At 64.7% G+C, this 23,984-nt stretch carries 26 protein-coding genes; 12 read left to right on the top strand and 14 right to left on the bottom strand.

Annotated elements, in window-relative coordinates:
- Nucleotides 1–7: 7 nt before the first annotated feature.
- From AC1DJB_RS00580 to AC1DJB_RS00595, 4 genes are all read left to right on the top strand, one after another.
- Nucleotides 8–457 (top strand): FAS1-like dehydratase domain-containing protein, encoded by a 450-nt coding sequence (locus AC1DJB_RS00580; protein WP_306958999.1) that lies wholly within the window; start codon nt 8–10, stop codon nt 455–457.
- A gap of 2 nt (nt 458–459) precedes the next feature.
- Nucleotides 460–897 carry a MaoC family dehydratase gene (locus tag AC1DJB_RS00585; protein ID WP_306958998.1) on the top strand — a complete coding sequence of 146 codons (438 nt, stop codon included), beginning with the start codon at nt 460–462 and terminating at the stop codon, nt 895–897.
- Nucleotides 894–2,216, top strand: a complete 1,323-nt coding sequence (locus tag AC1DJB_RS00590) for an MFS transporter (protein ID WP_441432595.1) — start codon at nt 894–896, stop codon at nt 2,214–2,216. Before AC1DJB_RS00585 ends, AC1DJB_RS00590 begins: the two co-directional genes overlap by 4 nt.
- A gap of 115 nt (nt 2,217–2,331) precedes the next feature.
- On the top strand, nt 2,332–3,399 hold the full coding sequence (locus AC1DJB_RS00595; protein ID WP_441432594.1) for a UDP-N-acetylmuramate dehydrogenase: 1,068 nt from the start codon (nt 2,332–2,334) through the stop codon (nt 3,397–3,399).
- Between the two features lie 20 nt (nt 3,400–3,419).
- On the opposite strand, the gene AC1DJB_RS00600 is transcribed toward AC1DJB_RS00595, so the two are convergent.
- On the bottom strand, nt 3,420–3,890 hold the full coding sequence (locus AC1DJB_RS00600) for a hypothetical protein (RefSeq protein ID WP_306958995.1): 471 nt from the start codon (nt 3,888–3,890) through the stop codon (nt 3,420–3,422).
- Between the two features lie 109 nt (nt 3,891–3,999).
- On the opposite strand from AC1DJB_RS00600, the gene AC1DJB_RS00605 reads away from it, so the two are divergent.
- Nucleotides 4,000–5,118, top strand: a complete 1,119-nt coding sequence (locus tag AC1DJB_RS00605) for a winged helix DNA-binding domain-containing protein (RefSeq protein WP_441432593.1) — start codon at nt 4,000–4,002, stop codon at nt 5,116–5,118.
- A gap of 83 nt (nt 5,119–5,201) precedes the next feature.
- On the opposite strand, the gene asd is transcribed toward AC1DJB_RS00605, so the two are convergent.
- The 8 genes from asd to AC1DJB_RS00645 all read right to left on the bottom strand — a co-directional run bounded on the left by asd (nt 5,202) and on the right by AC1DJB_RS00645 (nt 13,320).
- On the bottom strand, nt 5,202–6,344 hold the full coding sequence (asd, locus tag AC1DJB_RS00610; RefSeq protein ID WP_441432592.1) for an aspartate-semialdehyde dehydrogenase: 1,143 nt from the start codon (nt 6,342–6,344) through the stop codon (nt 5,202–5,204).
- Between the two features lie 108 nt (nt 6,345–6,452).
- The gene (locus AC1DJB_RS00615; protein WP_236812320.1) at nt 6,453–6,677 is read right to left on the bottom strand and encodes an NF038396 family protein; all 225 of its coding nucleotides are present in this window, start codon (nt 6,675–6,677) and stop codon (nt 6,453–6,455) included.
- Nucleotides 6,678–6,679: 2 nt separating this feature from the next.
- On the bottom strand, nt 6,680–7,267 hold the full coding sequence (locus AC1DJB_RS00620) for a dihydrofolate reductase (protein WP_441432591.1): 588 nt from the start codon (nt 7,265–7,267) through the stop codon (nt 6,680–6,682).
- Nucleotides 7,264–8,067, bottom strand: coding sequence for a thymidylate synthase (locus AC1DJB_RS00625; RefSeq protein ID WP_059387337.1), 804 nt, complete (start codon nt 8,065–8,067; stop codon nt 7,264–7,266). Before AC1DJB_RS00625 ends, AC1DJB_RS00620 begins: the two co-directional genes overlap by 4 nt.
- Before the next feature lie 18 nt (nt 8,068–8,085).
- Nucleotides 8,086–9,054 (bottom strand): NUDIX hydrolase, encoded by a 969-nt coding sequence (locus AC1DJB_RS00630; protein WP_059387338.1) that lies wholly within the window; start codon nt 9,052–9,054, stop codon nt 8,086–8,088.
- Nucleotides 9,055–9,065: 11 nt separating this feature from the next.
- A complete protein-coding gene (locus tag AC1DJB_RS00635; RefSeq protein ID WP_441432590.1) occupies nt 9,066–11,315 on the bottom strand; it encodes an RNA degradosome polyphosphate kinase in 2,250 nt (749 codons plus the stop codon).
- A 103-nt stretch (nt 11,316–11,418) separates the two neighbouring features.
- Nucleotides 11,419–12,390: a mycothiol synthase gene (mshD, locus tag AC1DJB_RS00640; RefSeq protein WP_441432589.1), complete on the bottom strand. Its 972-nt coding sequence runs from the start codon at nt 12,388–12,390 to the stop codon at nt 11,419–11,421.
- Between the two features lie 231 nt (nt 12,391–12,621).
- Entirely contained in the window at nt 12,622–13,320 is a 699-nt protein-coding gene (locus AC1DJB_RS00645) for a winged helix-turn-helix transcriptional regulator (protein WP_059387339.1), read from the bottom strand.
- A gap of 311 nt (nt 13,321–13,631) precedes the next feature.
- Here AC1DJB_RS00645 and AC1DJB_RS00650 point away from each other — a divergent pair, with 311 nt between their 5' ends.
- The 7 genes from AC1DJB_RS00650 (at nt 13,632) to AC1DJB_RS00680 (ending at nt 19,741) form a co-directional block, all read left to right on the top strand.
- Nucleotides 13,632–14,366, top strand: coding sequence for a hypothetical protein (locus tag AC1DJB_RS00650; protein ID WP_059387342.1), 735 nt, complete (start codon nt 13,632–13,634; stop codon nt 14,364–14,366).
- A 184-nt stretch (nt 14,367–14,550) separates the two neighbouring features.
- Entirely contained in the window at nt 14,551–15,150 is a 600-nt protein-coding gene (locus tag AC1DJB_RS00655; protein WP_059387340.1) for a nitrobindin family protein, read from the top strand.
- Between the two features lie 86 nt (nt 15,151–15,236).
- Complete coding sequence (locus AC1DJB_RS00660) at nt 15,237–15,959, top strand: flavodoxin family protein (protein WP_441432588.1); 723 nt, start codon at nt 15,237–15,239, stop codon at nt 15,957–15,959.
- 22 nt (nt 15,960–15,981) lie between these two features.
- The gene (ygfZ, locus tag AC1DJB_RS00665; RefSeq protein WP_441432587.1) at nt 15,982–17,067 is read left to right on the top strand and encodes a CAF17-like 4Fe-4S cluster assembly/insertion protein YgfZ; all 1,086 of its coding nucleotides are present in this window, start codon (nt 15,982–15,984) and stop codon (nt 17,065–17,067) included.
- Nucleotides 17,064–17,477: an ankyrin repeat domain-containing protein gene (locus AC1DJB_RS00670; protein WP_441432586.1), complete on the top strand. Its 414-nt coding sequence runs from the start codon at nt 17,064–17,066 to the stop codon at nt 17,475–17,477. The genes ygfZ and AC1DJB_RS00670 overlap by 4 nt, the downstream gene beginning before the upstream one ends.
- A 119-nt stretch (nt 17,478–17,596) precedes the next feature.
- Complete coding sequence (locus tag AC1DJB_RS00675) at nt 17,597–18,157, top strand: PadR family transcriptional regulator (RefSeq protein ID WP_059387343.1); 561 nt, start codon at nt 17,597–17,599, stop codon at nt 18,155–18,157.
- 54 nt (nt 18,158–18,211) lie between these two features.
- Entirely contained in the window at nt 18,212–19,741 is a 1,530-nt protein-coding gene (locus AC1DJB_RS00680) for a DHA2 family efflux MFS transporter permease subunit (protein WP_441432585.1), read from the top strand.
- 66 nt (nt 19,742–19,807) lie between these two features.
- Here AC1DJB_RS00680 and AC1DJB_RS00685 read toward each other — a convergent pair whose 3' ends face one another.
- The 5 genes from AC1DJB_RS00685 to AC1DJB_RS00705 all read right to left on the bottom strand — a co-directional run bounded on the left by AC1DJB_RS00685 (nt 19,808) and on the right by AC1DJB_RS00705 (nt 23,897).
- Nucleotides 19,808–20,539 (bottom strand): GNAT family N-acetyltransferase, encoded by a 732-nt coding sequence (locus tag AC1DJB_RS00685; RefSeq protein ID WP_284991820.1) that lies wholly within the window; start codon nt 20,537–20,539, stop codon nt 19,808–19,810.
- A gap of 99 nt (nt 20,540–20,638) precedes the next feature.
- Nucleotides 20,639–21,664, bottom strand: a complete 1,026-nt coding sequence (locus AC1DJB_RS00690) for an ATP-dependent 6-phosphofructokinase (RefSeq protein ID WP_078108065.1) — start codon at nt 21,662–21,664, stop codon at nt 20,639–20,641.
- A gap of 156 nt (nt 21,665–21,820) precedes the next feature.
- Nucleotides 21,821–22,078 carry a PspC domain-containing protein gene (locus tag AC1DJB_RS00695; protein WP_059387344.1) on the bottom strand — a complete coding sequence of 86 codons (258 nt, stop codon included), beginning with the start codon at nt 22,076–22,078 and terminating at the stop codon, nt 21,821–21,823.
- Between the two features lie 45 nt (nt 22,079–22,123).
- Nucleotides 22,124–22,414 (bottom strand): hypothetical protein, encoded by a 291-nt coding sequence (locus AC1DJB_RS00700; RefSeq protein WP_306958986.1) that lies wholly within the window; start codon nt 22,412–22,414, stop codon nt 22,124–22,126.
- Nucleotide 22,415: 1 nt separating this feature from the next.
- Nucleotides 22,416–23,897, bottom strand: a complete 1,482-nt coding sequence (locus tag AC1DJB_RS00705; protein WP_441432583.1) for a PspC domain-containing protein — start codon at nt 23,895–23,897, stop codon at nt 22,416–22,418.
- Between the last annotated feature and the right edge of the window lie 87 nt (nt 23,898–23,984).

Consider the following 23,984-nt stretch of genomic DNA (forward strand, 5'->3'; position numbering starts at 1 on the left):
TTGGACTATGACTATTAACCCGGACTTGCAGGGCCGCAGCTACCCTGCCGCAGAGGTGTACGACGTCGGCCGCGAAAAGATCCGGGAGTTCGCCCGGGCCGTGAAGGCCACCCATCCCGCCCACTTCGACGTCGAAGCCGCCAAGGCCCTGGGCCACAGCGACCTCGTGGCCCCGCCGACCTTCGCAATCATCGTCGCCCAGCGGGCCGATGCCCAGCTGATCGAGGACCCCGATTCCGGGATTGACTTCAGCCGCGTGGTTCACGCCGACCAGCGCTTCACCCACCACCGCCCGATCGTTGCCGGAGATCAGTTGCGGGCCGAACTGCACGTCGACGGCGTCCGCGCCATGGGCGGCGGGGCCATGATCACGACTCGTTCGGAAATCACGACGGTGGACGGCGAAAGGGTCGCCACCACCACCTCGTCCATCCTGGTCCGCGGAGAGGGACAGTAACCATGAGCATGAAACTTGAAGAACTTACTGTCGGGCAGGAAATCGGCACCCGCAGCATCGAGGTCACGCGCCAGGACCTGGTCAAGTACGCCGGCGCATCCGGCGACTTCAACCCGATCCACTGGAACGAATCCTTCGCCACCGGCGTTGAGCTTCCCGGAGTCATCGCGCACGGCATGTTCACCATGGGCTCCGCCGTGCAATTGGTGAGCGACTGGGCCGGCGACCCCGCCGCCGTCGTCGACTACCAGACGCGCTTCACCAAACCGGTGCTGGTCGCCGACACCACCGGTACCAGTGAGCCCGGTGCCGTGATCGAGGTCGCCGGAGTGGTGGGAGCGCTCGACGCCGAAGCCGGCACCGCGCGCATCGACCTGACCGTCACCTTCGCCGGCCAGAAGGTCCTCATGAAGTCCCAGGCCGTTGTGAAGCTCGCTTGAGCCGGCTGCAACAATCTGCACCTCGCGCCACCGCGGCGGAATTGTCGCGGTGGCGCACTGCTGTGGTGACCGCGTACGGCGCCAGTGGCCTGGCCTTCTCGTCGTGGGTGTCCCGTTTGCCGGCGATCCGCGATGGCCTGAACCTGACGCCCGGCACGGTAGGCCTCCTGCTGATGTGCATGACGGTGGCATCGTTCCTCTCCGTGTCCGCATCTGGGGTGATCGTGATCCGGCTCGGATCACGGTTGACCACGCGGATCGGCGGCGCCATGGTGGGCCTCGGCCTGGCGGTCGCCGGTTTTGGCACGTCTGTGCTGGCCAACCCGGTGGCCGTGGCGCTTGGACTCATGGTGATCGGCCTCGGAACGGCAAGCTGGAACACGGCATCGAATGTTGAAGGGGCGTCACTGGAACGCGCCCTTGAACGGCACATCATGCCCCGCCTCCACGGATCCTTCAGCCTCGGCACCGTTGCGGGCGCCGGGCTCGGCGCGTGGGCCGCTGCCGCGGGACTGCCGGTCTTCTGGCATCTGGCTGCGGCCGGCCTGGTGGTGGCCGTCTCCGTGGTGACAGCTGCTTCCTGGTTCCGCGCGGACATCACCCGCCATTCCACTGCACGAGGGACCCCAAAAGCCTTCAAGCCCGACAAGCCGGACACCTTCGAAGATCCCTCAACCGGCCCCTTGCCCGTCATCCAACCAGGCCAGCAGGGACCGGCCGAACCTTTGGACAGCAAGCGCATGGTGGCCCGGGCATGGCGCGAACGCCGGACCCTGCTGCTTGGATTGCTCGTCCTGGGGCTCGCCCTGGCTGAGGGCGCCGCGGGGGACTGGGTGGCCTTGGCGTTGGCCGATGGCCACGGGCAATCCGACGCTGCCGGCGCCATCGGCTATGGAATCTTCGTGACGTTTATGACCGTAGGCCGCTTTGCCGGAACCGTAGTCCTGGACCGCTTCGGCAGGGTGCCCGTGATGCGTTGGTGCTCGGCCACTGCCGTGGTGGGGTTGGCGCTCTTCGTCTTCGCCCCAGTGCCGTGGCTCGCCTTCGCGGCCCTGGCCATCTGGGGACTCGGTGCCTCTTTGGGGTTCCCGGTGGGCATGTCCGCCGCCGCGGACGATCCGGCGCACGCAGCTGCCCGGGTATCGGTCGTCTCGACGATCGGCTACGGGGCCTTCCTTTGCGGTCCGCCGCTCTTGGGCTTGCTGGCGGAGCACTTCGGCATCCTGCATTCCTTGCTCGCCGTCCTGGTGCTGCTTGTCGCGAGCTTCTTCCTGGCGCCCATCTCGCGGAAACGCGCGCCTGAGCCGGCACCTCCCTGAGCCGGCACGCCCACGGGCCGGCCCGCCTTACGGAAGCCCGTCCCTGAGTCGGCCAGCCTTGCGGAAGCCCGTCCCTGAGTCGGCCAGCGCAGGCAATCCCCGCTAGGCTTGTTCGGTGACCCAGACGATGCTTTCCGAACTGACCACGGCCGCCGTTGGCGGCCCTGCCGGCACCTTTGTGGAGGCCCGCACCGAAGGGGAAATCATCGATGCCGTCCGTTCGGCGGACGCCGCGGGCGAGAAATTGCTCATCATCGGCGGGGGATCCAACCTTCTGATCTCGGACACCGGATACCCCGGCACTGTGCTCAAGATCGCGTCGCAAGGCTTCACCGTGAACTCGGAGGATAGTTGCGGGGGCGTTTCCGTGGTGGTCCAAGCGGGGCACAACTGGGACACCCTCGTGGAGCACTCGGTGCTGCATGCGTGGTCCGGACTGGAAGCCCTCTCTGGCATCCCCGGAGCCACCGGCGCCACTCCTGTGCAGAATGTGGGCGCCTACGGTGCTGACGTGTCCCAGACCATCGCAGCGGTCCGTACCTGGGACCGGGAACGCAACGCCGTGCAAACCTTCACCAACTCCGAGCTCAAGTTCGGCTACCGGGACTCCATCCTCAAACAGACCACCACCGAGGGCTCACCCCGTTACGTGGTGCTGACGGTTGAATTCCAGCTGCCGCTCGGACGCATGAGCGCGCCTATCCGCTACGCGGAGCTGGCCCGGTCCCTCGGAGTCGAGGCCGGGAAGCGCGCGTATTCCAACGACGTCCGGCGTGAAGTCCTGCGGCTGCGTGCCTCCAAGGGGATGGTCCTGGACGCTTCGGACAGGGACACGTATTCCACGGGTTCCTTCTTCACCAATCCGATTGTCCCGGCCGCAGCGGCCGCATCGCTGCCCGAGGGAGCGCCGCAGTACCCGGCTGGAAACGATGGCCTCGTCAAGCTGTCGGCGGCCTGGCTGATCGACCAGGCCGGCTTCGGAAAGGGCTTCGGACTCGATCCATCCAGCGTGTCCGGAGGCCGCGCCTCGCTGTCCACCAAACACACCCTGGCCATCACCAACAGGGGAGGAGCCAGCGCGGAGGACATGGTGGCGATCGCGCGCGAGGTGCGCCGCGGCGTCGTCGAGCGCTTCGGCATTGAACTGCACCCGGAACCGCTACTGATCGGCCTCGCCCTGTAGGAACCCGCGAGGAACGCTCTTTAGCGCTTTCCGCTCGGGAGGACCTTGTTGAGCAACAGGAACGTCAGTCCGCAGCTGGCGGCCCCCAAGAGGAAGATCTGGCTGAACGCTATGCTCTGCGGCGACGGACCGCCGGGCGAAATCCAGCCGGCTGCCGCGAAGCCTGCCACGCCCAGGAGCATGACGACGGCGGCGAGCAGGAAGCTGCGCACTTGATCGTTGGCGCTTGCCTGGAACCCTGATTCGGGGTCGTCAACGTGCCGATCGGACGATGGCTGGCACGCGGCAGCAAGGCCTAGGAGGAGGGCTGCCGCGCCGGTGGCGGCAAGTCCCACTTCCTGGACAGCCTGCATCGACGGGGACAGTCGAACCCCCGCACCAACCGCTATTGCCAGGCCGCAGACAAGCCCGACGGCGGCGGCGCACCAACCAGCGGCTGCCAACCGCCGGCTGAGCGGCCGCAGCAGCGGACCTAACTCACCGAACAGCATTCCCCTAGCGTAGGAGGGCCCGCTGGTAGGCCCCTGTGAGCGGCATGGGAGTTCCTCGGGCGTCCTAATGAGGACCGAAGCTGTCCGCTAAGCGTCCTATGATGGGGCCATGTCAGCTTCGGCGAAGATCCGGGTCACTCCCAAAGTCATGGGCAGGCTGCGCCTCGCTAGCCAGGGATTGCTTGGGGGATTCAGCAGCCCGGAGGAATGCGTCTCCACGATGGGTGCCATGCAGGCCCAGGACCTTGCCTCGGCGTTTTGGGCAGTGGGCCAGCGCGTCCCCGGTTCCGGCCTCTCGAAAGTGCTGGAAGCATTGGAGAACGGCACCGTGGTCCGGTCCTGGCCCATGAGGGGCACGCTGCACCTGGTTCCGCCGCAGGACTTGCGTTGGATCCTGGGCATCACCACGGAGCGGTCCATGCGTTCGGTTGCCGCACGGCACCGGGAACTCGGCATCGAAAAGGCAGACATCGCCGCCTGCCGGGACCTTGCCCTTGAACGCGTCGCTGGCAGCCCGGGCGCCACGCGCGAGGAACTTTTCAAGATCTTCGAATCCGCGGGCCAAGTGACCGCGGCCCAACGGGGGATCCATTTGCTCTGGATCCTGTGCCAGAACGCGTGGCTGGTCCAAGGACCTCCGGCGGGGACGGCGGGCAAAGCCCTTGGACAGCAACTGTTCGTGGCTTTCGACGAGTGGATTCCGGAATCCAAGATCTTGGGGCGGGAAGAAGGGATTGCCGAATTTCTGCTCAGGTATCTGCGCAGTCACGGACCGGCCACGCTCCAAGACTTCGCGTGGTGGACCCAGATCCCCAAATCCGAGGTCCGGGCAGCCCACGAGGCTATTCGCAGCCAACTCGTTGAGCTCGTCTTTGGTGCAACGTCCTATTGGCTGTCGCCAGAGACGGCCGCATTGCTCGACGACGGCGTTCCCGGCTCGCGGACCATCCTCGCGTTGCCGGGGTTCGATGAATTCCTGCTTGGGTATACGGACCGCAGCCTTGTCCTACCGCCGGAGCATTTCCAGAAGGTCGTTCCGGGCGGCAACGGGGTCTTCAAACGCATGATTGTGTCCGGCGGCGAAGTGGTGGGCACCTGGTCCCGCAGCGGCACTGGCCGGACCGCCGTCGTCGTTCCCGAACCGTTCGCCCCGGAAGGCCTGACACCAGCGGCCAAACGGTCCTTCGAGCTCCAGGCCGCCAAGTACCTGCGGTTCATGGAGCGTTGAGGCACCCAACTTACTCGCAGTTGATGTCGTTATGAGCGTTCAAAACGACATCAACTGCGAGTTAGTTGGTGAAAGCAGGACTGCTAGAGGGTGCCGGTGGCGATCTTCAGCATGCGGCGCAGCGGCTCGGCAGCGCCCCAGAGGAGCTGGTCGCCCACGGTGAAGGCGCTGATGTATTCGGGGCCCATCTCGAGCTTGCGGATGCGGCCGACCGGGATCTCCAAAGTGCCGGAGGCAGCAACCGGGGTGAGGTCCGCCATGGAGGCTTCCTTGGTGTTGGGCACAACCTTGGCCCACTCGTTGTCAGCGTCCAGGAGCTTCTCGATTTCGGCGACGGACAAGTCCTCGCGCAGCTTGAGCGTCAGGGCCTGGGAGTGGGAGCGCATGGCACCGATACGGACGCAGAGCCCGTCCATGACAACGTGGTCCTTGCCCGGTTTTCCGTTGCCGGTGCCGAGGATCTTGTTGGTTTCCACCCCGGCCTTCCATTCTTCCTTTGACTGGCCGTTGCCGAGGTCGGCGTCGATCCACGGGATCAGGGAGCCGGCCAGCGGCACGCCGAACTGGGTGGCGTCGACGCCGGAGCGCTGCGTCGCCAGGACCTTGCGGTCGATTTCCAGGATCGCGGAAGCAGGATCGTCCAGTTCGCTGCTGACTTCGTTGTTGAGGGTGCCGAACTGGTTCAGCAGTTCGCGCATGTGGCGGGCACCGCCGCCCGACGCCGCCTGGTAGGTCATGGAGGTACCCCACTCGACCAGGTTGTTCTTGAAGAGGCCGCCGAGCCCCATGAGCATGCACGAGACGGTGCAGTTCCCGCCGATGTAGTCCTTCACGCCGCCGGACAGTCCGGCGGCGATGACGTCCCGGTTGATGGGGTCCAGCACGATGATGGAGTCATCGTTCATGCGCAGCGTGGACGCGGCATCGATCCAAAGCCCGTCCCAGCCGCGGCTGCGAAGCTCGCCGTGGACCTGCTTCGTGTAGTCGCCGCCCTGGGCAGTGACAATAATCGGCAGCTTGGCAAGAGTCTCAATGTCGAACGCGTTCTCGAGCTTGCCTGCGCCGTCGGCGAATGACGGCGCGGCACCTCCCGCGTTCGAGGTGGAGAAAAATACCGGGTTGATGTTGGCGAAGTCGCCCTCTTCCTGCATGCGCTGCATCAGGACGGAGCCGACCATGCCACGCCAACCGACCAGTCCAACGGACGGATTAGCTGCTGTAGTCATTGAACCAGTCTAGACTTTCGCGGCTCCCGGCCGCTGTCGGTTACGTCACGACCCAACTGACTCGCAGTTGTTGTCGTTTTGGGCGCTCAAAACGACAACAAATGCGAGTTACTTGGGTGAGGAGTCGGGCTCTTCCAGCAGGGCCGCCTTGCGGGCGCGCAGGGCGTAGAACGCGCCAAAAGCGAAGACCTGGGTCACCACCACCAGGACGATGATCCCCAGGATCTTGTTGCCGCCCAGGATCATGGTGAGCCCGACGATCGCGGACAGGAGCGCGAAGAGCGGCAACAACATGTAGCCGAGCACGAACAGGGTCTCAGGTTTCTTCAGCATTCTCAGTCTTCCGTCCGGCGCCACGTGACGATCCGGTAGTTGGTGCCGTTCTTGGAGGTCAGCCAACCATCAGCCGGCTCTGTCGACTCAAGGTTCCAGGCCTCGCCGAACTCCGGCGCGAACGTGTCGCCGTCGGTGTCGGAATCGATGACCGTGACGACGGCGACATTCGCGATGTCCATGGACTGCCGGTAAATCTCGCCCCCGCCAATGATCCAGACGTTCTGGCCGCCAGGTGCGAACTGGGACTCGAGGAGCGCTGCGTCAAGCGAGGAGACGACGACGGCGCCACGTGCGTCGGGCGTGTCCGCCCAGCCGTGCTGCCGGGTCACCACGATGTTGGTGCGGCCGGGCAGGGGACGGTACTTTGCGGGGAAAGACTCCCAGGTCTTCCGGCCCATGATGACGGGATGCCCGGTTGTCAGCCGGCTGAAGTGCTGCAAATCTTCGGGAACGTGCCAAGGCATGGTCCCGCCTTTGCCGATCACTCCACTGCCGGTCTGTGCCCACACGAGGCCGATTCCGTTGAGCGTTTCCGCGGCCTCCCCGGGGGAAGGCGACTCCGCGGCGGGAGTTTCCTGGGCGTTCATACCGCCACGGGCGCCTTGATCGCGGGGTGGTGCCGGTAGCCGACTACTTCGAAATCCTCGAAGGTGTAGTCGAAGATCGAGTCCGGCTTGCGGGCGAAGCGCAATTGCGGGTACTCGTAAGGCTCCCGGGAGAGCTGTTCGGTGACTTGCTCCACATGGTTGTCGTAAACGTGGACGTCCCCGCCGGTCCAGACGAAATCGCCGGGCTCGAGGCCCAGCTGCTGGGCCACCATGCAGGTCAGCAACGCGTAGGAGGCGATGTTGAAAGGAACGCCCAGGAACATGTCGGCGGAACGCTGGTACAACTGGCAGGACAGCTTGCCGTCGGCAACGTAGAACTGGAAGAACGCGTGGCACGGCGGCAACGCCATGTCCTTGATCTCGGACACGTTCCAGGCCGAAACGATGTGCCGGCGCGAATCCGGGTTGGCGGCCAGGCCCTTCATGAGCTCTGCGATCTGGTCAATGTGCCCGCCGTCGGGAGTCGGCCAGCTGCGCCACTGCACGCCGTACACCGGGCCGAGTTCGCCATCAGCGTCTGCCCACTCATCCCAGATGGTGACGCCCTGCTCTTGGAGCCACTTCACGTTCGACTCGCCGCGGAGGAACCACAAGAGTTCCAGCGCGAGGGATTTGAAGTGGACCCGCTTGGTGGTGATGAGCGGGAAACCCTGGCTTAAATCGAAACGCAGCTGGCGGCCGAAAACGCTCCGAGTGCCGGTGCCCGTGCGGTCCGACTTGTGCGTTCCGTTGGCCATGACGTCGCGCAGGAGGTCTTCATATGGGGTTGGGATGCTCACGCACCCAGCTTACTGGAGTCAGTCATCGAAGGGCTTGATCTGTTCCACGGCAACTACGCGCTGGCCGTTTCCGCGGGCCACATGGCACACGATCATCTCGCCAGGCGCCAGGTACGGATCCTGGGCCGGCAGCATCTCGTGAAGCTCGGGGCCCATCCGCTCGCCGAGCGTCTTCAGGACGGTGGGGAGTGCCGGCCTGTGGGTGCAGAGCGCAACCCCGCGTTGCTTGTCGAATAAGCCCTCGACGATCGCGGCTGTCTTCTTCGGGCTCCGCTGGTGATGGTGTTCCGTCAGGGCCTCCACAAGTTTCACCTTGGCTCCGGCTGACTTGGCGTAAGGCGCGATGGTGGACACACACCTGGCCCAGGGACTGCTCACGATCCGCAGCGGCTTCCACACGCCCAGAAGCCGTTCGACTGCCAGTGCCTGGCGCAGGCCCGTCACGGCCAGCGGCCGGCTGCCCTCTGCCTTGGTCCAGGAGGATCGCGGCTTGGCCTTGGCATGGCGCACCAGAATCAGGGGCCATGTTTCCAGCTCACCATTGAGGTGGGCCTTCGCCAACGCCTGGAGGGGGCCCACATCCGTCGGGTTGCTCAGGAAACGTGCCGCCTTGTCCGGCGCGGCCCACATGTAGGCATCCACTTCTTGGCCGTCCGGCTTGATGATGGACCCGTTGACTTGCGTCGCCCAGTAGTGCACCACCTTCAGCCCGGCCGCCACATGGTAGTGCGTCGGAGGAAGCGGAATACCGAGGGCAGCCTTGAGGCCGATCTCTTCCCTGATCTCGCGGACGGCGCACTCCGGGATGGTTTCCCCGGCGTCGAGCTTGCCCTTGGGCCAGGACCAGTCGTCGTACTTGGGCCGATGGATCAGCAGGACCTCAAGGGTGCCCTTGGTGACGCGCCAAGGAATGGCGCCGGCCGCCGTGACGGCGATCGGCTCCCCCGGATGGTCCGTCTGGTCCGCAATAGGTGTATCGCTCTTCAACTTTTCGCTGCCTACCGCCGGGCAACTGCACGTTGGCGGGACCGGGAGGCAAGCAGCCAGGACTGGATGTCCAGAAGCGGCGAGCCGTCCTCGGCCTGGTGGAACCTGGTCCAGTGGCCTTCGTTGTCGAGGTGCCAGCTGGCAGTGCCGGGGTCCATGTAACGGCGCAGCAGATCCATGACCTCGGCTGTATCTTCGCGGCTGGAGAGTTGCACCAGCGCCTCGACCCGGCGGTCGAGGTTGCGGTGCATCATGTCCGCGGAGCCGATGTAGACCACGGGATCGTTGGCATTGGCGAAAGCAAACACGCGCGAGTGCTCCAGGAAGCGGCCCAGGATGGAGCGGACCGTGATGTTCTCGCTGAGTCCAGGAACTCCCGGACGCAGCGAGCAGATGCCGCGGACAATGACGTCAACCTTTACGCCGGCCTGCGATGCGCGGTAGAGGGCATCGATGGTGGCCTCGTCAACCATGGAGTTGACCTTGATCTGGACCTTGGCGGCAATTCCCGCCCGGGCGTTGCGGATCTCGGTCTCGATCCTGTCGATCAATCCGGACCGCACTGAGCGCGGCGCCACGAGGAGCCGCTTGAAGGTCGACTTCGGAGCATACCCGGAGAGCTGGTTGAAGAGCTTGGACAAGTCCTCGCCCACCTGCTCATTGGAGGTCAACAGGCCAAGGTCCTCGTAGTAGCGGGCCGTCCGCGGGTGGTAGTTGCCCGTGCCGATGTGGCAATACCTGCGGAGGCCATCCACTTCCTGGCGGACAACAAGGGACAACTTGCAGTGCGTCTTGAGTCCCACGATGCCGTACACCACGTGCACGCCGGCCTGCTCCAGTTTGCGGGCCCAGGAGATGTTGGCCTGCTCGTCGAAGCGGGCCTTGATCTCCACGAGGGCCAGGACCTGCTTGCCGGCCTCGGCAGCGTCGATCAGTGCGTCCACGATGGGGGAATCGCCGGAAGTGCGGTACAGGGTCTGCTTGATGGCCTGGACCTTGGGGTCGGCGGCCGCCTGCTCCAGGAAGGCCTGGACCGACGTCGAGAACGAGTCGTACGGGTGGTGCAGCAGGATGTCGCGGCGGCGCATCGCCGCGAAGACGTTGGCGGCCTTGGATGTCTCGGATTCGTTCAAGTACCGCGAGGTGTGGGGCACGTGCTTCGGGTAGTGGAGGTCGGCGCGGTCAATTCCGCCGATGACCGACAGGCCCCGGAGGTCCAGGGGAGCCGGAACGGAGTAGACCTCGGATTCCTCGACGCCGAGTTCCCGCACCAGGAGCGCGCGGATGTTCGGGTTGATGTCCGTGGTGACCTCAAGCCGGACGGGCGGGCCGAAGCGGCGGCGCAGCAGTTCTTTTTCAAGCGCCTGCAAGAGGTTCTCGGCGTCGTCCTCTTCGACTTCCACGTCCTCGTTGCGGGTGACGCGGAAGGTGTGGTGCTCCATGACTTCCATTCCGGGGAACAGCTTGTCCAGATGCACCGCGATGACCTCTTCGAGCGCGATGAAGCGTGCCACCCGGCCCGGGACCGCGCCGGCACGCGGTCCGTCGATCGAGACGAGGCGCGGGAGCTGGTCCGGGACCTTGACGCGGGCAAACAGTTCCTTGTCGCTGACAGGATTGCGGACAATCACGGCCAGGTTGAGGGATAGCCCGGAGATATAGGGGAAGGGGTGGGCGGGATCGACGGCGAGGGGGGTGAGGATCGGGAAGACCTTCTCGCCGAACATGATGCTCAAGCGGTGCTGGGCCTCGTCGTCGAGTTCGTCCCAGCGCATGAGGTGGATGTGCTCATAGGCCAGAGCGGGGCGGATCTGCTCGGCGAATACGCGCGCGTGGCGTTCCTGCAGCTTCCGGGCGGCATCGCCGATCTGCTCCAGGACTTCGATGGGGCTCAGTCCGGCGGGGGAGGGCACCGCGAGTCCAGTGGCGATGCGGCGCTTCAAGCCGGCAACCCGCACCATGAAGAATTCATCCAGGTTCGAGGCGAAGATGGAGAGGAAATTGACCCGCTCCAGGAGGAAGAGGTCGGGATCCTCCGCGAGCTCAAGAACGCGGGAGTTGAAGGCGAGCCAGCTTAGCTCGCGGTCCAGGAAGCGGTCCGGGCTGATGTCGCCTTCGGGCTCCAGGGAGGGCGCAAATTCAGGAATGTCGATCCGGTCCTGGGTTGCCCGCGCAGCCGGGACTTCGGAAGACCCGAAGCGGGGAGGCAAGGTTGCGCCCTTGACCTCGGTTTTGGTGGTTCCGACCGGGTCCGGGTTCATCGGGCTCTCCTTCGTTCAGCGCGGGGTTTGATTCAACCCTACAAGGATTCCACGTACCGGAATCCTAGATGTCCTAGCCTTTCAGATACGCCTTGGTTCCGGGTTACTTCCCGGTTAACGGCGCATACATGACATCGACGTCCCAACGAACGAAGCCCAGTTTCTGGTAAAGGGCGACGGCCGCCGTATTGTCGGCGTCCACGTACAACATGACCGAGTGCAGTTCGTGGCTCTGGAGATACCTGATGCCAGCGACAGTGAGCGCTTTGCCAAGCCCCAGGCCTTGGGCCGCGGGTGTCACACCCACGACGTAGACCTCCCCGATGGCCGGATGGGGTCCTTGCCGGGGGTGCACCTTGGTCCAATGGAATCCGAGCAGTTCCCCGGCCGGGTTCACGGCGAGCAGGAAACCTGCGGGATCGAACCAATCCTCAGCCATTCGGGCGTCCAGGTCGGCCCTGGTCAGGGAGCCCTGCTCGGGATGGTGGGCAAATGCCGCCCTGTTGGCGGCCAGCCAGGCGGACTCATCCTGACCCGGCACGAAGGCGCGCAGGGAGACTCCCTCAGGCAGGCCGGCGTCGGGCAGTTCCGCGGTGGAGGACATAAGGCGCATCTTCCACAGTTCGCGCGCCGGACCGTAGCCGTAGCGGGCCGCAAGCTCCGCGGCGGCCTCGTGATTCCCGTGGGACCACGCGTTCAGCCCCTCGAGCCCGCGGCTGTCCCGGAGCGAGTCGAGCAACCGGCCCGCGGCACCCTGGTTGCGGTAGCTCGGGTGCACTGCCATTTCCAGGACTCCCGTCCCGCCGTCCGCTTCAACCACGACGGCGATTCCCGCCAGGTCCTGGCCGCTTGCGGGATCGGACTGCTCGTCCGGGGCGTACAGGGCCAGGGCGAGCACAGAGTGGTCGCCGGCATCGGCCCCGCGCAGCATGACCAGGGTCTGTTCTGACAGCGGGGGATTGCCGTCCGACTCCTCGGCGGCTGCGGCGAGCGCCTTGATGTCTTTCAACAACTCGTTGTCCGAGGCGCCTTTGACGACAAGGACGGGCCAGTTCTCCGGGTGCGCAGGGCTCATGCTGCAAGGCTATACGTCTCGGGCCGGTTTGGCGGGATGGATTTTGCGGGCACTGTGTTGGCCGTGTAAGGTCTATATCTCGTCCGGCTTCGCGAAGCAGGATACGAGGGGGATCCACCAGTGGGGTGGCCTCGATACGTTCGACCCGTATGTCCTCCACTCAAGCAAAAGAAGGCCCGGACTCAGTGAGTCCGGGCCTTCTTTGTGTTTCGAAGCTTGGGGTTCGGAAGCCTAGGCCTCCGTGAGCTCATCTTCCGGCAGGCGGACCAACGTCAGCCTGTAGCCAACGTTGCGGACCGTGCTGATGAGGTTCTCGTGGTCCACGCCGAGCTTGGCGCGCAGGCGCCGGACGTGGACGTCCACGGTGCGGGTGCCTCCGTAGTAGTCGTAGCCCCATACTTCGGTGAGAAGCTGCTGACGGGTGAATACCCTGCCCGGGTGCTGGGCGAGATACTTCAGGAGTTCGAACTCCTTGAAGGTCAGGTTGAGCGGCTGCCCGTTCACGCGGGCCGTGTAGCTTGCCTCGTCGATCACGACGCCGGCCGCCCGGATTTCGGTGTTGGTTTCCTCTTCGCCGGGGATTGCGCGGGCCACGGCCAGGCGGATCCGGGCTTCGACTTCGGCCGGGCCGGCCGAGTCGAGGACGATGTCATCAACGGACCATGCGGAAGAGACGGCAGCCATGCCGCCTTCCGTGAGGATCAGGATGAGGGGGGCGCTCAAGCCCGTGGCTTTGAGCAACTGGGTCAGGGAGCGGGCCCCCACGAGGTCCTTGCGGGCATCAAGGAAGACGACGTCGGTGGGGTCGGTTTCGAGCAAGGCCGTTGGCTCTGCCGGAAGGATGTGGACCCGGTGGTTCAAGAGCTCCAAGGCGGGCAGGATGTCTACCGACGACCCGGTGCTGTTCGTCAGGAGCAGGATGTGCGACATAGTTCCTCCAATGGGCGGTCCGCGCATCATCGGGCGTCTGAACCGGGTTTCCACCGGCCGGTAGCTGCTTATGGGGCGTGGTTCCGTTGTAACGGAAGCGTTGCAACAAGAAGCGCTGTTGACAACCGAGTATACCCAAAGGCCCCTGCAACGTCAGGGATTCGTGTCACCTTCAGCCTATGTTTGCGACATATTTGTGCCGTATAAGGCAGGATTGGCAGGAGGTTGCTCGCGGCTTGGAACGAAATGGGCCCATCGAGGATCCCATGAAGGCGCGGCGAGGTTAGGGACACAATGAGGTCAGGGGCGCAGTGAAGTCTTGGAGCATCGGGGTGGTCGGCCTCGTGGCGCTCGCGGTTTTCGTCGCCAGCTCTTACGGCCCCACGGAAGGGTTGGTCGCCGTCGGAATCCTGGCGTCGGCCGCGGTTGGCATCGGCTGGCCCCACTTTCTAGCCGTCCCGGCGAAGAAAACGCTCGCCACGGTGATCGGCCTGAGCGGCGCGGGTTCAGCCTTGGCTGCCGGCTTCGTGCCAGCCCCCGGATTTCTGGATGCAACTCCGGCCTTCATCGCCGCAGGCGTGATTGCGGTGTTCGTCGTGCAGCTGATCCGCGGAACCGGTCAGGCCCAACGGCTCGAGTCCACTCTGGGCAGCTGCGCCGGTGTGCTGCTGAGCTGCCTTGGCGCTGGCTGGATTGCGGGGGCGAGGTTCAATGGGATCAAGGAAATGGTGTTGGTCGCTGCCCTCAGCGCCGCGGTCGCCCTCCTCGCCGGCTTGTTGCGATGGCCGGACCGGGTCGTGGCGCCCTTGGGCATCGTGGCCGCAGGGTTGGTGGCTCCGCTGGCAGGCCTGGTGTTCTCCAACATCGCGATCGTGGCTGCCATCGTGGTGGGCGTCGTCATCGGCTCAGTCCTGGTCAGTTTCCGTCGGATGGTGACGCTTCGGCTCGGCCGCCTGAACTTCCCGGCTGTCCTTGGAATGGGCGTCGCCCCCGTTTGGGCGGTTGGCGCCTTGTGCTACTTCATCGACAAACTACTCATCTACTAACAGTTAGGATGGCATCATGTCCGTACTTGCATTTGAAATCTTCTTCCTTGTCCTCCTCGGCCTGGCCAGCCTCTCGATGGCGTGGTTCGCTGGTTTTGTCGTTTACCGTCTCTTCAAAGGCCAGAAGTAGAGCTCCCAGCGCTTTTGATCAACCCGTACCTTCCGGTCCACTGAGGTAATTGCTGTGCCCATTGAAATTCCTTCCGACCTGACACCCGAACTGGTACCCCTTTCCTGGCTCATTGGTGAGTGGGAAGGCCGGGGACGGCTTGGAAGCGGTGAAGAAGACTCGGATCACTTCATCCAGCACGTCTCCTTCACGCACCACGGCCTGCCCTACCTGGAGTATCGGGCGGAAAGCTGGCTCAGCGACGAGGACGGCACCAAATTGCGGCCCCTCACCGTGGAGACAGGCTTTTGGGCGCTGGAGCGGAAAATGCTCGACGCCGACGGCGGCCCCGGCTTGATTCCCGCGGAAATCGTCCCGGTATTGAAAACTGCCGATGACGTCGAAGCCCACCGGAACGCCGACGGCGGGTTCGACATCACTGTGACGATTGTCCATCCCGGTGGCATCAGCGAGCTGTACTACGGTCAAATCAAGGGGCCGCAGATCCAGATGAGCACCGATATGGTGATGCGCGGCGGCCACTCCAAGGAATACACTGCGGCCACACGCATCTTCGGCCTCGTGGATGGCAATCTGTTGTGGCGCTGGGATGTGTCCACTCCGGGCAAGTCGCTCGAGGCCCACGCTTCGGCTTTCCTGAACAAGCTCTCCTAGGGTGCTTGTTACATAGCTTCAAGGTCTCACCGAAGAGGTCTCACTGAACGTCCCGTTTCGCAGTTCGAACCAAAGGGGAGCAGCAAGTGAACGAAGCGCCAAAACCTGCCAGCTATGACGATCTCAAGGCCGTCTTTTTCAACGGGACGCTCAAGCCATCGCCGCAAGTGAGCAATACCGACGGACTGATAACCATCAGCCGGCGCATCATGGAAAAGCAGGGCGTCAGTACCCAGGTGATCCGGACCGTGGATCACGACATTGCCGCCGGAGTGTATCCGGACATGCGCGAGCACGGCTGGGCGACGGATGAATGGCCGGAGTTGTATCCGGCGGTGCTGGAGGCCGACATCGTGGTGGTGGCCGGTCCTATCTGGCTTGGCGATAACTCCTCCCAGACCAAGAAGCTCATCGAGCGGCTCTACGCCCATTCGGGCCAACTCAACAGCAAAGGCCAGTGGGCCTACTATCCAAAGGTCGGCGGCTGCCTGATCACCGGCAACGAGGACGGCGTCAAGCACTGCGCCATGAACGTCCTGTACAGCCTCCAGCACGTCGGCTTCACCATTCCGCCCCAGGCCGATGCCGGCTGGATCGGCGCCGTCGGCCCCGGGCCCAGCTACCTCGACGAAGGGTCCGGTGGTCCTGAGAGCGACTTCACCAACCGGAACACCACCTTCATGACCTGGAACCTGCTCCACTACGCCCGGATGCTCAAGGACGTAGGCGGCATTCCTGCCTACGGGAACCTCCCGGACGAATGGAAAGCCGGTACGCGCTTCGATTTTGAAAACCCGGAATACCGCTGAGCCCCAAGGACTTCTACTACATATGACTTACACGAGCCCCCTATTGTCGCGCCCCGGAGCTGTAGAAGGCGGCGGCGAGGACTCCGGCGTCGCGGCCCACTACGGCGAGCCCCTGCGGGAGCAGCGCGCACTCGCCGCAGGCACCGCCGTCGTCGATCTTTCCTACCGGGGCGTTGTCACGGTCACCGGACCGGATCGCCTGAGCTGGCTCAATACTCTTTCCTCGCAGCAACTGACCAACCTCCAGCCGCGCGTCTCAAGCGAACTGCTGCTCCTCACCATTCAGGGACGCATTGAGTTCGACGCCCGCGTGGTGGACGACGGCGAGACCACCTGGCTGTTGGTCGAAGCCGCCGAGGCTGCCCCGCTGGCCGAGTGGCTCAACAAAATGCGGTTCATGTTGCGCGTCGAGGTGGCTGACGTGTCGGCCGAGTGGGCCGTCGTCGGCTCAACGAAGCCCGTTGACGCCTGGTCCGGGCGGCTCGTCTGGGAAGACCCGTGGCCGCACATCGGCGTCGGCGGCTATTCCTACAGCGTGGTGGAGGAAAGCTCCCATCCCGGCCTTGAGCGTCCTTGGTTCGAGTACCTCATTCCCGCGGATGAGCTTGAAACGGCCGTTGAGGGCATGGCCCTCGCTGGCTCGTTGGCCGCGGAGGCGCTCCGCATTGCTGCCTGGCGTCCCCGGCTCGGCGCGGAGACGGACGAGAAGACCATCCCGCACGAGCTCGATCTCCTCCGGACCTCGGTCCACTTGTCCAAGGGCTGCTACAAGGGCCAGGAAACGATTGCCCGTGTCCACAACCTCGGACACCCGCCCCGGCGGCTCGTTTTCCTGCAATTGGACGGCTCGCAGCACACCCTTCCAGCGCCGGGCAGCGTTGTATTTGCCGGAGAGCGCAAGGTGGGTACGCTGACATCTGTGGCCCAGCACTTCGAAATGGGGGCAGTAGGACTGGCCCTGATCAAGCGGTCTGTGGACCCGCACGAAGTGTTGACCGTGCTGGACGGTGAGGAGCCTTATCCGGCCGCCCAGGAAGTAATCGTTGCGCCCGATGCCGGACAGGTGGTGGGGCGTCAGACCGGATTCCTGAAGGGACCCCATCGATGAGCGAAACGACGGGCGCTGAAGCCCAAGCGACGGGTGCCGATGACGAGGCCATTGCCTTGGCGCACACCTTGTTCGATGCCGCCAGGGAAGGCAACTCGGAGCTCCTGCGGAGATACCTCAACGCCGGTGCTCCGGCTGGAATGCGCACTGCCGCAGGCGACTCTCTCCTGATGCTGGCCGCCTACCACGGCCACGCGGAAACCGTTCAGCTTCTGCTGTACCACGGTGCCGATGCGAACGGGGCAAACGACCGTGGCCAGACTCCGCTGGCCGGCGCGGTTTTCAAGGGCTACACGGAGGTGGCCCGGGTTCTGATTGACGCCGGCGCAGATCCCGACGCCGGTGCCCCCACAGCGCGCGAGGCCGCCCGGATGTTTGCCCGCGCGGAGATTCTCGAACTGCTCGGATAGACCAAGGGGGGCCGTCGGGCTGAGCCCGTGCCTGGCGGCGTGGCCGCGGTGGCCGCCTTGCGACCAAATATTCCATGTGGAATAGTTGTTGTGGAATAGTTCGTACGGAGGATGGGGAAATGGCACGAGCCGCACTGACTCCACTTGGTGTCGCCGCATTGGCCCTCCTCGTGGAGGCGCCGATGCATCCATACGAGATGTACCAGCTCCTGATGGCCCGTCACGAGGACCGCTTGGTCAAGGTCCGGCCGGGCACGCTCTACCACGCCGTCGGCCGCCTGGAAGAGGCGGGTTTCGTCGAGTCCACGGGCATTGACCGCGCCGGCAACCGGCCCGAACGGACCACCTACCGAATCACGGGAACCGGCAGGGAGGCGCTGACCGAGCGCCTCCAGAACATGCTGGCGGAACCCGTGAACGAATACCCGAGCTTCCCCCACGCGATCGCCGAGGCACACAACCTGCCGTCCGGCGTCGTCCTCGAACTCCTGGACCGCCGCGTGGCGAACCTGGAAGACCAACTCGACTTCCTGGTCCGCGGTGAAGAAGCTGTCGCCGCAAAAGGCGTCGAGACCAAGTTCTGGATCGACGTCAAGTACCAACAAACCATGCTGCGGACGGAAATCGACTGGATACGCAGCTTCCAAAACGATCTCCGCAGCGGGCAGTTGCCGTGGTAACCGCCCAGCCAACGCACCAACGTGCAAGATATTCAGCACAGTCAAAGGAAACCCATGGAAAACGTAGCTAAACCGTGGCCCGCACTGTGGTCCCTCGTGGTCGGGTTCTTCATGATCCTGATCGACACCACCATTGTCTCCGTGGCGAACCCACGGATCATGGAGGGCCTGCATACCGACATCAACGCCGTCATCTGGGTGACGAGCGCCTACCTCCTCGCCTACGCCGTGCCGTTGCTGATCACCGGAAGGCTCGGTGACCGCTTCGGGCCCAAGAACCTCTACCTGATCGGCCTCGTGGTCTTCACGCTCGCTTCGCTGTGGTGCGGCCTCTCGGGCGACATCGGCATGCTGATCGCGGCCCGGGTGGTCCAGGGCATCGGCGCAGCCATGATGACGCCCCAGACCATGGCCGTCATCACCAGGATCTTCCCGCCGGACCGCCGCGGCGCGGCCATGGGCCTCTGGGGAGCGACGGCTGGCATGGCCATCCTCGTCGGTCCGATCCTCGGTGGCGTGTTGGTTGACGGCCTCGGCTGGCAGTGGATCTTCTTCGTCAACGTTCCCATCGGCGTCGTTGCCTTCGTCCTCGTGACCCGGCTGGTACCGAAGCTGACCACGCACAGCCACAAGTTCGACGTCGTGGGTGTTTTGCTGTCCGCGGCCGGCATGTTCCTGCTGGTGTTCGGCATCCAGGAAGGCCAAAGCTACAAGTGGGGCACCGTCACCGGGCCCATTACCGTGTGGGGACTGATCATCACGGGGCTCGTTGTCCTTGCCGTGTTCGTCCTCTGGCAGTGGCTGCTGGAGCGCCGCGGCGGCGAGCCTTTGCTGCCGTTGGGCCTGTTCAAGGACCGCAACTTCTCCTTGGGTAACACCACCATCATGGCGGTGGGCTTCACCATCACAGCGTTCCCGCTCCCCACCATTTTCTACTACCAGGTAGTCCGTGGGTTGACCCCCACGCAGTCCGCGTTGCTCATGATCCCCATGGCCGTGATCTCCGGCGCCTTGGCACCTTTCGTCGGCAAGTTGATCGACCGGATCAACCCGCGCTGGTTCGCGGCCTTCGGGCTCCTCTGCCTGTCCGGTGCGCTGTTCTGGACCGGGACGCTGCTGAAGCCGGACACTCCCATCTGGATGTTCCTGCTGCCCAGCGCCCTCCAGGGCGTGGCCAATGGTTTCATTTGGGGCCCGGTCTCCAACGCCACAACCCGCAACCTGCCGCCGCGCTCGGCCGGCGCCGGTTCCGGCGTCTTCAATACGACGCGCCAGATCGGTGCGGTCCTGGGATCGGCCGCGATTGCTGCCCTCATCCAGTCCCGGCTCGCGGCTGAGCTGCCCGCGGCCCCGCCAGGCGCTGCCCCGGCAGGCGAAGGGGGATTCACCGGCAAGTTGCCCGAATTCCTGCACGACGGCTTCTCGACCGCGATGAGCCAGTCGGTCCTGCTGCCCGCTTTTGCGATTCTGCTGGGCGCAGTAGCGGCGTTGTTGTTTGGCAAGCCCAAGGCCGTCCGGGGTTGGGGTTCTCCGGCGGCGGCCCCGTCCGAGGCTAAGCCTCAAACTGTTTCGCAAGACGGCTAGCCCGCGCGAACACGCAGACGATGCCCTCAAAATGCGGTTTTGGGGGCATCGTCTGCCAACTCGCGGTTAGCGGAGCAGGACGGAGGTCTGGATGCCGCCGTCGACGAATCCCAGCTTTCGGGCCAAGGCCATGGAGCCCCGGTTGTCCAGCGCTGTTCGCCATTGCAGCGTCAGGCCGGAGGCGAGTGCCTCGTGGGCGGCGATCGAGGCAGCCAGGGTTCCAAGTCCTTGCCGGCGCAAATCCGGCGGCACCAGGACGCCCATGTCCGCGAGGATACCCTGCCACTCCGCATAGGCGCCGCAGGCCACCGGTTTGCGGTCCGGTTCGTTGCCGTCCATCACGGTGAAATGGTGGTCCATCCTTGAGAGATGGACTTCATTGACGTCGTCCGGAGGGCACCTGCCCTCCAGCTCGATCGCCTCCGGGTGGCCGTGCGAGACGGTGACTTCGCCGCCCGGCCGGAAGAGGGGAAGGTCGTCGGCGAACAGCAGCGCCGACGTCCCGAGCCCGTGGCCGCCGTGTTCGCGGCTGATCCGCAACAGTGCGGAATGCTCGCTCAGTTGATCGTCCGAGAGTTCGACGGCGGCAGCCACCGCCCACGCGGGAGCCACCAATGCGGAGCGGCCAAAGAGCCTCACGAAGGTGATGGATTCGGCGTCTTCGTCTTCCCTGACCAGCCGCTCCCCGGTGCGGGCAGCAGGTGAGCCGGAGACGAAACTGAAGGCCTCGTCGTCGAACCCTAAGTGCCGGGCCCAGGCCAGCAGCACAATTTCCGCCGATCCCGCATCAAGTTCCATGACATCGAGTCTATGCAGTCCCGGAAAAGGAAAGGAGCAGGCAGGCACCCGGTGGTACCTGCCTGCTCCTTGAAGAATCTGCCCTTGTGAAGAACCGGCTCAGCCGAACAGCACCGCAGCTTCGTCATAGCGGTTCTGCGGGACGGTCTTGAGCTTGCCCAAAGCGGCTTCGAAGCCCACATGCTCGATGTCCGTGCCCTTGAGGGCCACCATGGTTCCCCAGCGGCCTTCCACGACGGAATCGATGGCCGCCATGCCCAGGCGGGTGGCCAGGACGCGGTCAAAAGCCGACGGGACGCCGCCGCGCTGGATGTGGCCGAGGATCGTGGCACGGGTTTCGATGCCGGTGCGGGCTTCGATCTCCGGCGCGAGCTGGTCGGCGATGCCACCCAGGCGGGGCCGGCCGAAGGTATCCAGGCCGCGTTCGGAGTGCGGGGCCTCCATGTGGTCCGGAACAAAACCCTCAGCGACAACAATCAGCGGCGCACGGCCACGATCGTGGGCCTCCTGGACCCACTCGGTGATCTGCTCGATGCTGACCTTCTGCTCGGGGATCAGGATGGCGTGCGCGCCGGCGGCCATGCCCGCGTGCAGGGCGATCCAGCCCACGTGCCGGCCCATGACCTCGGCGATCATGCAGCGGTGGTGGGATTCTCCCGTGGTGCGCAGCCGGTCGATGGCCTCGGTGGCGATCTGGACGGCGGTGTCGAAGCCGAAGGTGTAGTCGGTGGCGTCGAGGTCGTTGTCCACGGTCTTGGGGACGCCCACGATCCTCAAGCCGGCGTCGGTGAGGCGCTTCGCGGCGGCCAAGGTGCCTTCGCCGCCGATGGCGATGATGGCGTCGATGCCGAGGCGGTCCATGTGGGCCTTGATGACATCCGGCCCGCCGCCGTTTTCGAACGGGTTGGTGCGGGAGGTGCCAAGGATGGTTCCACCCTGTTTGGCGATACCGCGGACCATAGTCCGGGGAATGTCGATGACGTCGCCCTCCACGACGCCCCGCCAACCGTCCCGGAAACCGACGAATTCCTGGCCGTGGATGGCGATTCCCTTGAGGACGGCGCCGCGGATGACGGCATTAAGTCCGGGGCAGTCGCCACCGCTGGTAAGGATTCCAATTTTCATGAGGGCTCAAATCCTGGCTAGGAGGTATACGTGCAGAGCGCCACGCTGAGCTCACAATGATTGTAGGGGGCAATGTGGGGTAGGACACAAACCGTGACCGCCGCGGATGAGACTTTTGAAACAACCAGGAAACAGCCCGGGCGAACCCGGGCTGTGCTAGTTCCTGCCTTGCGAGCGCTGGGTGAGGAAGGATTCCAGCGCAATGGTGCCGCTTTGGTTGGGAAGCAGCAACCATGCCACCACGTAGATCACCACGGCGGGCCCGGGTAGCAGGCAGAAGATCAGGTAGCCAATGCGGACGTAGGCTACGTCCACATTCAGCTTGGCGGCGATGCCACCGCAAACCCCTCCGATCAAACGCTGCGGACCGCGCTTCAGGCCGATGCCCCGTACGATGCTGAAGAACTTGTTCATGGCTAGAGCCTTCCCTGTTGTGGCTGCTTTGTCACGTGCTGCTTGCTAGCGGTGCTCGGAATTGACGGCACCGGAGTCCGGGCTGGACCCGCGGTCTTTTCGTGAGCGGGCGGAGACCAGGCCTCCGATCACGAGTGCCGCGCCGGCTCCGATCATGAGCCCGATCAGCACATAGGTGCCGTTGAGGACCACGAGGCCGAGTTTGGAAATGATGATCAAAGCTGCGAGTGCCAGGACAATCAGCCCCCAGACCACGGTGCCTACCCTTGCCCGGGCGGTTTGAACCGGGGTTTCAGGTGCTGTTTCAAATGCCTGCGTGGGTTCGTGCGTGCTCATGTCAGTTTCCTTCCTGGACGGTGACGTTGCTGAAAGTGCCGTTGAGCCTGACGACAAGCTTGGCGCCGGGCTTGTCCGTGTTGAAGCTGTCCCGGGTACCGCCATTGCTTTGGGTGACTGCGCTACCGTCTTGCTTGAGGTTCGCGAAGGTCATGTCCGCCTGGACCTCCACCGGCACGGTCGCCGGGATGACGAGTTTGATATTGCTGGCGGTGACGTCCATCGGAACAACGACGTCGGAGCTCAGCGGCGCGCTCAGGTTCAGCTTGGTCAGGTCGACGGTCCCGTTGGCCCCGGTGATGTCGAAGCCTTTGCGGGCATCGTCGATGCTCACGGGATTCCATTGGGCATTCTGGAGACGGAAGTGGTCCGCGTTGGGCGCGATATTGAAGATGCCGCCGATCACCAGCGTGGCTATGGCCAGGAAGCCGAGTAGTCCCGACGTGCGGCCACGAAGCCCCGCAACAAGGATCCCGAGGCCGAGGACTCCGGCGCCCGTGGCCCAGACCACCGCGTTGGCGGCTTCGCCCAGGTGGATGACGTTGCCGGCGTCGAGCAGCTTGAGTGTTCCGCCGGCCAGCAGGGCAGCCCCCGCTGAGACCGCTACGATGGCCGCGCCCGGCCCCTGCCGCCTTGGACGCTCGGGGCGTTCAGGGCGGTTGGGAACGCCGGCCGGTGGGTAGGGCCCTGCGGGATTGACGGGGCCCGGGGGGGTTCCCGGCCCCCCGGTTCCGTAATTACCGGTTCCGCCGGTTCCGTATGTCCCGGCGCTGTAAGTCCCGGCGCTGTAAGGACCCGCGCTGTAAGGGGCGGCCGGGTAGCCTGCCGAGGCGTGTGTGTCCGCGCCGCCAAAGGAACCTGGAGCGGACGCGTAGTTGTGTGTGCCCATTGTCTGCCTTCCGTTGCGGGCTTTGCTGCGCTGGACCAGGAAATAGACCAGGTAGATGATGCCGCCTACCCAGAACAGCGTCCACAGGAGTCCGGGAACCCCATTCCAGCCCCATCCCCAGAAACCGCGGCCGAGGCTTGGCAATCCGATGATGGTTGTGATGAGGGCTCCGGTCATGCCTGCGGACCAGCGGCCCGCCCCGGCCTCCTGTGCATGGATGCGGCCATCGGGTTCGGGCAGGAGCGCCCAGGCGATGCCATAGAGCAGGATGCCTATGCCGGCGAAGAGGGTGAGGATGATAAAGATGCCGCGGACGATCAAAGGATCGATGCCGAAGCGGTGGGCGATGCCGCTGGCCACGCCGCCCATCCACCGGTCCCGGCCACGGCTGATGCCTTGGCTTCTGATCCAGTTGAAGAAGTTCTGCGGGGGAGCTGGCACGGCGTAATTCGGTGCCGCGCCGCTGGTGTTGCCGGCGTTCGGCTGGGCCGGTTCTTCGGGCACGCCCGTCGCGGCCGGCTGGCTGGATTCTGCAGGTTGTCCGGGCTCCGCAGCTTGTCCGGGGTCCTCTGGATTCATGCTGTTCGCGTTCATACTTCGATCTTGCCGTCCGGCGACGTCTCCCTCTATTGGGGGATACCCTGAACGTTCCCTGAGTGGCCCCCTGAGATGCCCTGCTTC

The organism is Arthrobacter sp. 01T428, from assembly GCF_056398685.1.

What these genes read in the sequence shown, in the direction of transcription:
- AC1DJB_RS00600 (WP_306958995.1), bottom strand. Translation starts at nt 3,890, where the DNA reads ATGCTGTTCGGTGAGTTAGGTCCGCTGCTGCGGCCGCTCAGCCGGCGG.
- ygfZ (WP_441432587.1), top strand. Translation starts at nt 15,982, where the DNA reads ATGACTTACACGAGCCCCCTATTGTCGCGCCCCGGAGCTGTAGAAGGC.
- AC1DJB_RS00615 (WP_236812320.1), bottom strand. Translation starts at nt 6,677, where the DNA reads ATGCTGAAGAAACCTGAGACCCTGTTCGTGCTCGGCTACATGTTGTTG.
- AC1DJB_RS00700 (WP_306958986.1), bottom strand. Translation starts at nt 22,414, where the DNA reads ATGAGCACGCACGAACCCACGCAGGCATTTGAAACAGCACCTGAAACC.
- AC1DJB_RS00580 (WP_306958999.1), top strand. Translation starts at nt 8, where the DNA reads ATGACTATTAACCCGGACTTGCAGGGCCGCAGCTACCCTGCCGCAGAG.
- AC1DJB_RS00685 (WP_284991820.1), bottom strand. Translation starts at nt 20,539, where the DNA reads ATGGAACTTGATGCGGGATCGGCGGAAATTGTGCTGCTGGCCTGGGCC.
- AC1DJB_RS00635 (WP_441432590.1), bottom strand. Translation starts at nt 11,315, where the DNA reads ATGAACCCGGACCCGGTCGGAACCACCAAAACCGAGGTCAAGGGCGCA.
- AC1DJB_RS00605 (WP_441432593.1), top strand. Translation starts at nt 4,000, where the DNA reads ATGTCAGCTTCGGCGAAGATCCGGGTCACTCCCAAAGTCATGGGCAGG.
- AC1DJB_RS00585 (WP_306958998.1), top strand. Translation starts at nt 460, where the DNA reads ATGAGCATGAAACTTGAAGAACTTACTGTCGGGCAGGAAATCGGCACC.
- AC1DJB_RS00695 (WP_059387344.1), bottom strand. Translation starts at nt 22,078, where the DNA reads ATGAACAAGTTCTTCAGCATCGTACGGGGCATCGGCCTGAAGCGCGGT.
- AC1DJB_RS00690 (WP_078108065.1), bottom strand. Translation starts at nt 21,664, where the DNA reads ATGAAAATTGGAATCCTTACCAGCGGTGGCGACTGCCCCGGACTTAAT.
- AC1DJB_RS00675 (WP_059387343.1), top strand. Translation starts at nt 17,597, where the DNA reads ATGGCACGAGCCGCACTGACTCCACTTGGTGTCGCCGCATTGGCCCTC.
- AC1DJB_RS00620 (WP_441432591.1), bottom strand. Translation starts at nt 7,267, where the DNA reads ATGAACGCCCAGGAAACTCCCGCCGCGGAGTCGCCTTCCCCCGGGGAG.
- AC1DJB_RS00680 (WP_441432585.1), top strand. Translation starts at nt 18,212, where the DNA reads ATGGAAAACGTAGCTAAACCGTGGCCCGCACTGTGGTCCCTCGTGGTC.
- mshD (WP_441432589.1), bottom strand. Translation starts at nt 12,390, where the DNA reads ATGAGCCCTGCGCACCCGGAGAACTGGCCCGTCCTTGTCGTCAAAGGC.
- AC1DJB_RS00705 (WP_441432583.1), bottom strand. Translation starts at nt 23,897, where the DNA reads ATGAACGCGAACAGCATGAATCCAGAGGACCCCGGACAAGCTGCGGAG.
- asd (WP_441432592.1), bottom strand. Translation starts at nt 6,344, where the DNA reads ATGACTACAGCAGCTAATCCGTCCGTTGGACTGGTCGGTTGGCGTGGC.
- AC1DJB_RS00645 (WP_059387339.1), bottom strand. Translation starts at nt 13,320, where the DNA reads ATGTCGCACATCCTGCTCCTGACGAACAGCACCGGGTCGTCGGTAGAC.
- AC1DJB_RS00670 (WP_441432586.1), top strand. Translation starts at nt 17,064, where the DNA reads ATGAGCGAAACGACGGGCGCTGAAGCCCAAGCGACGGGTGCCGATGAC.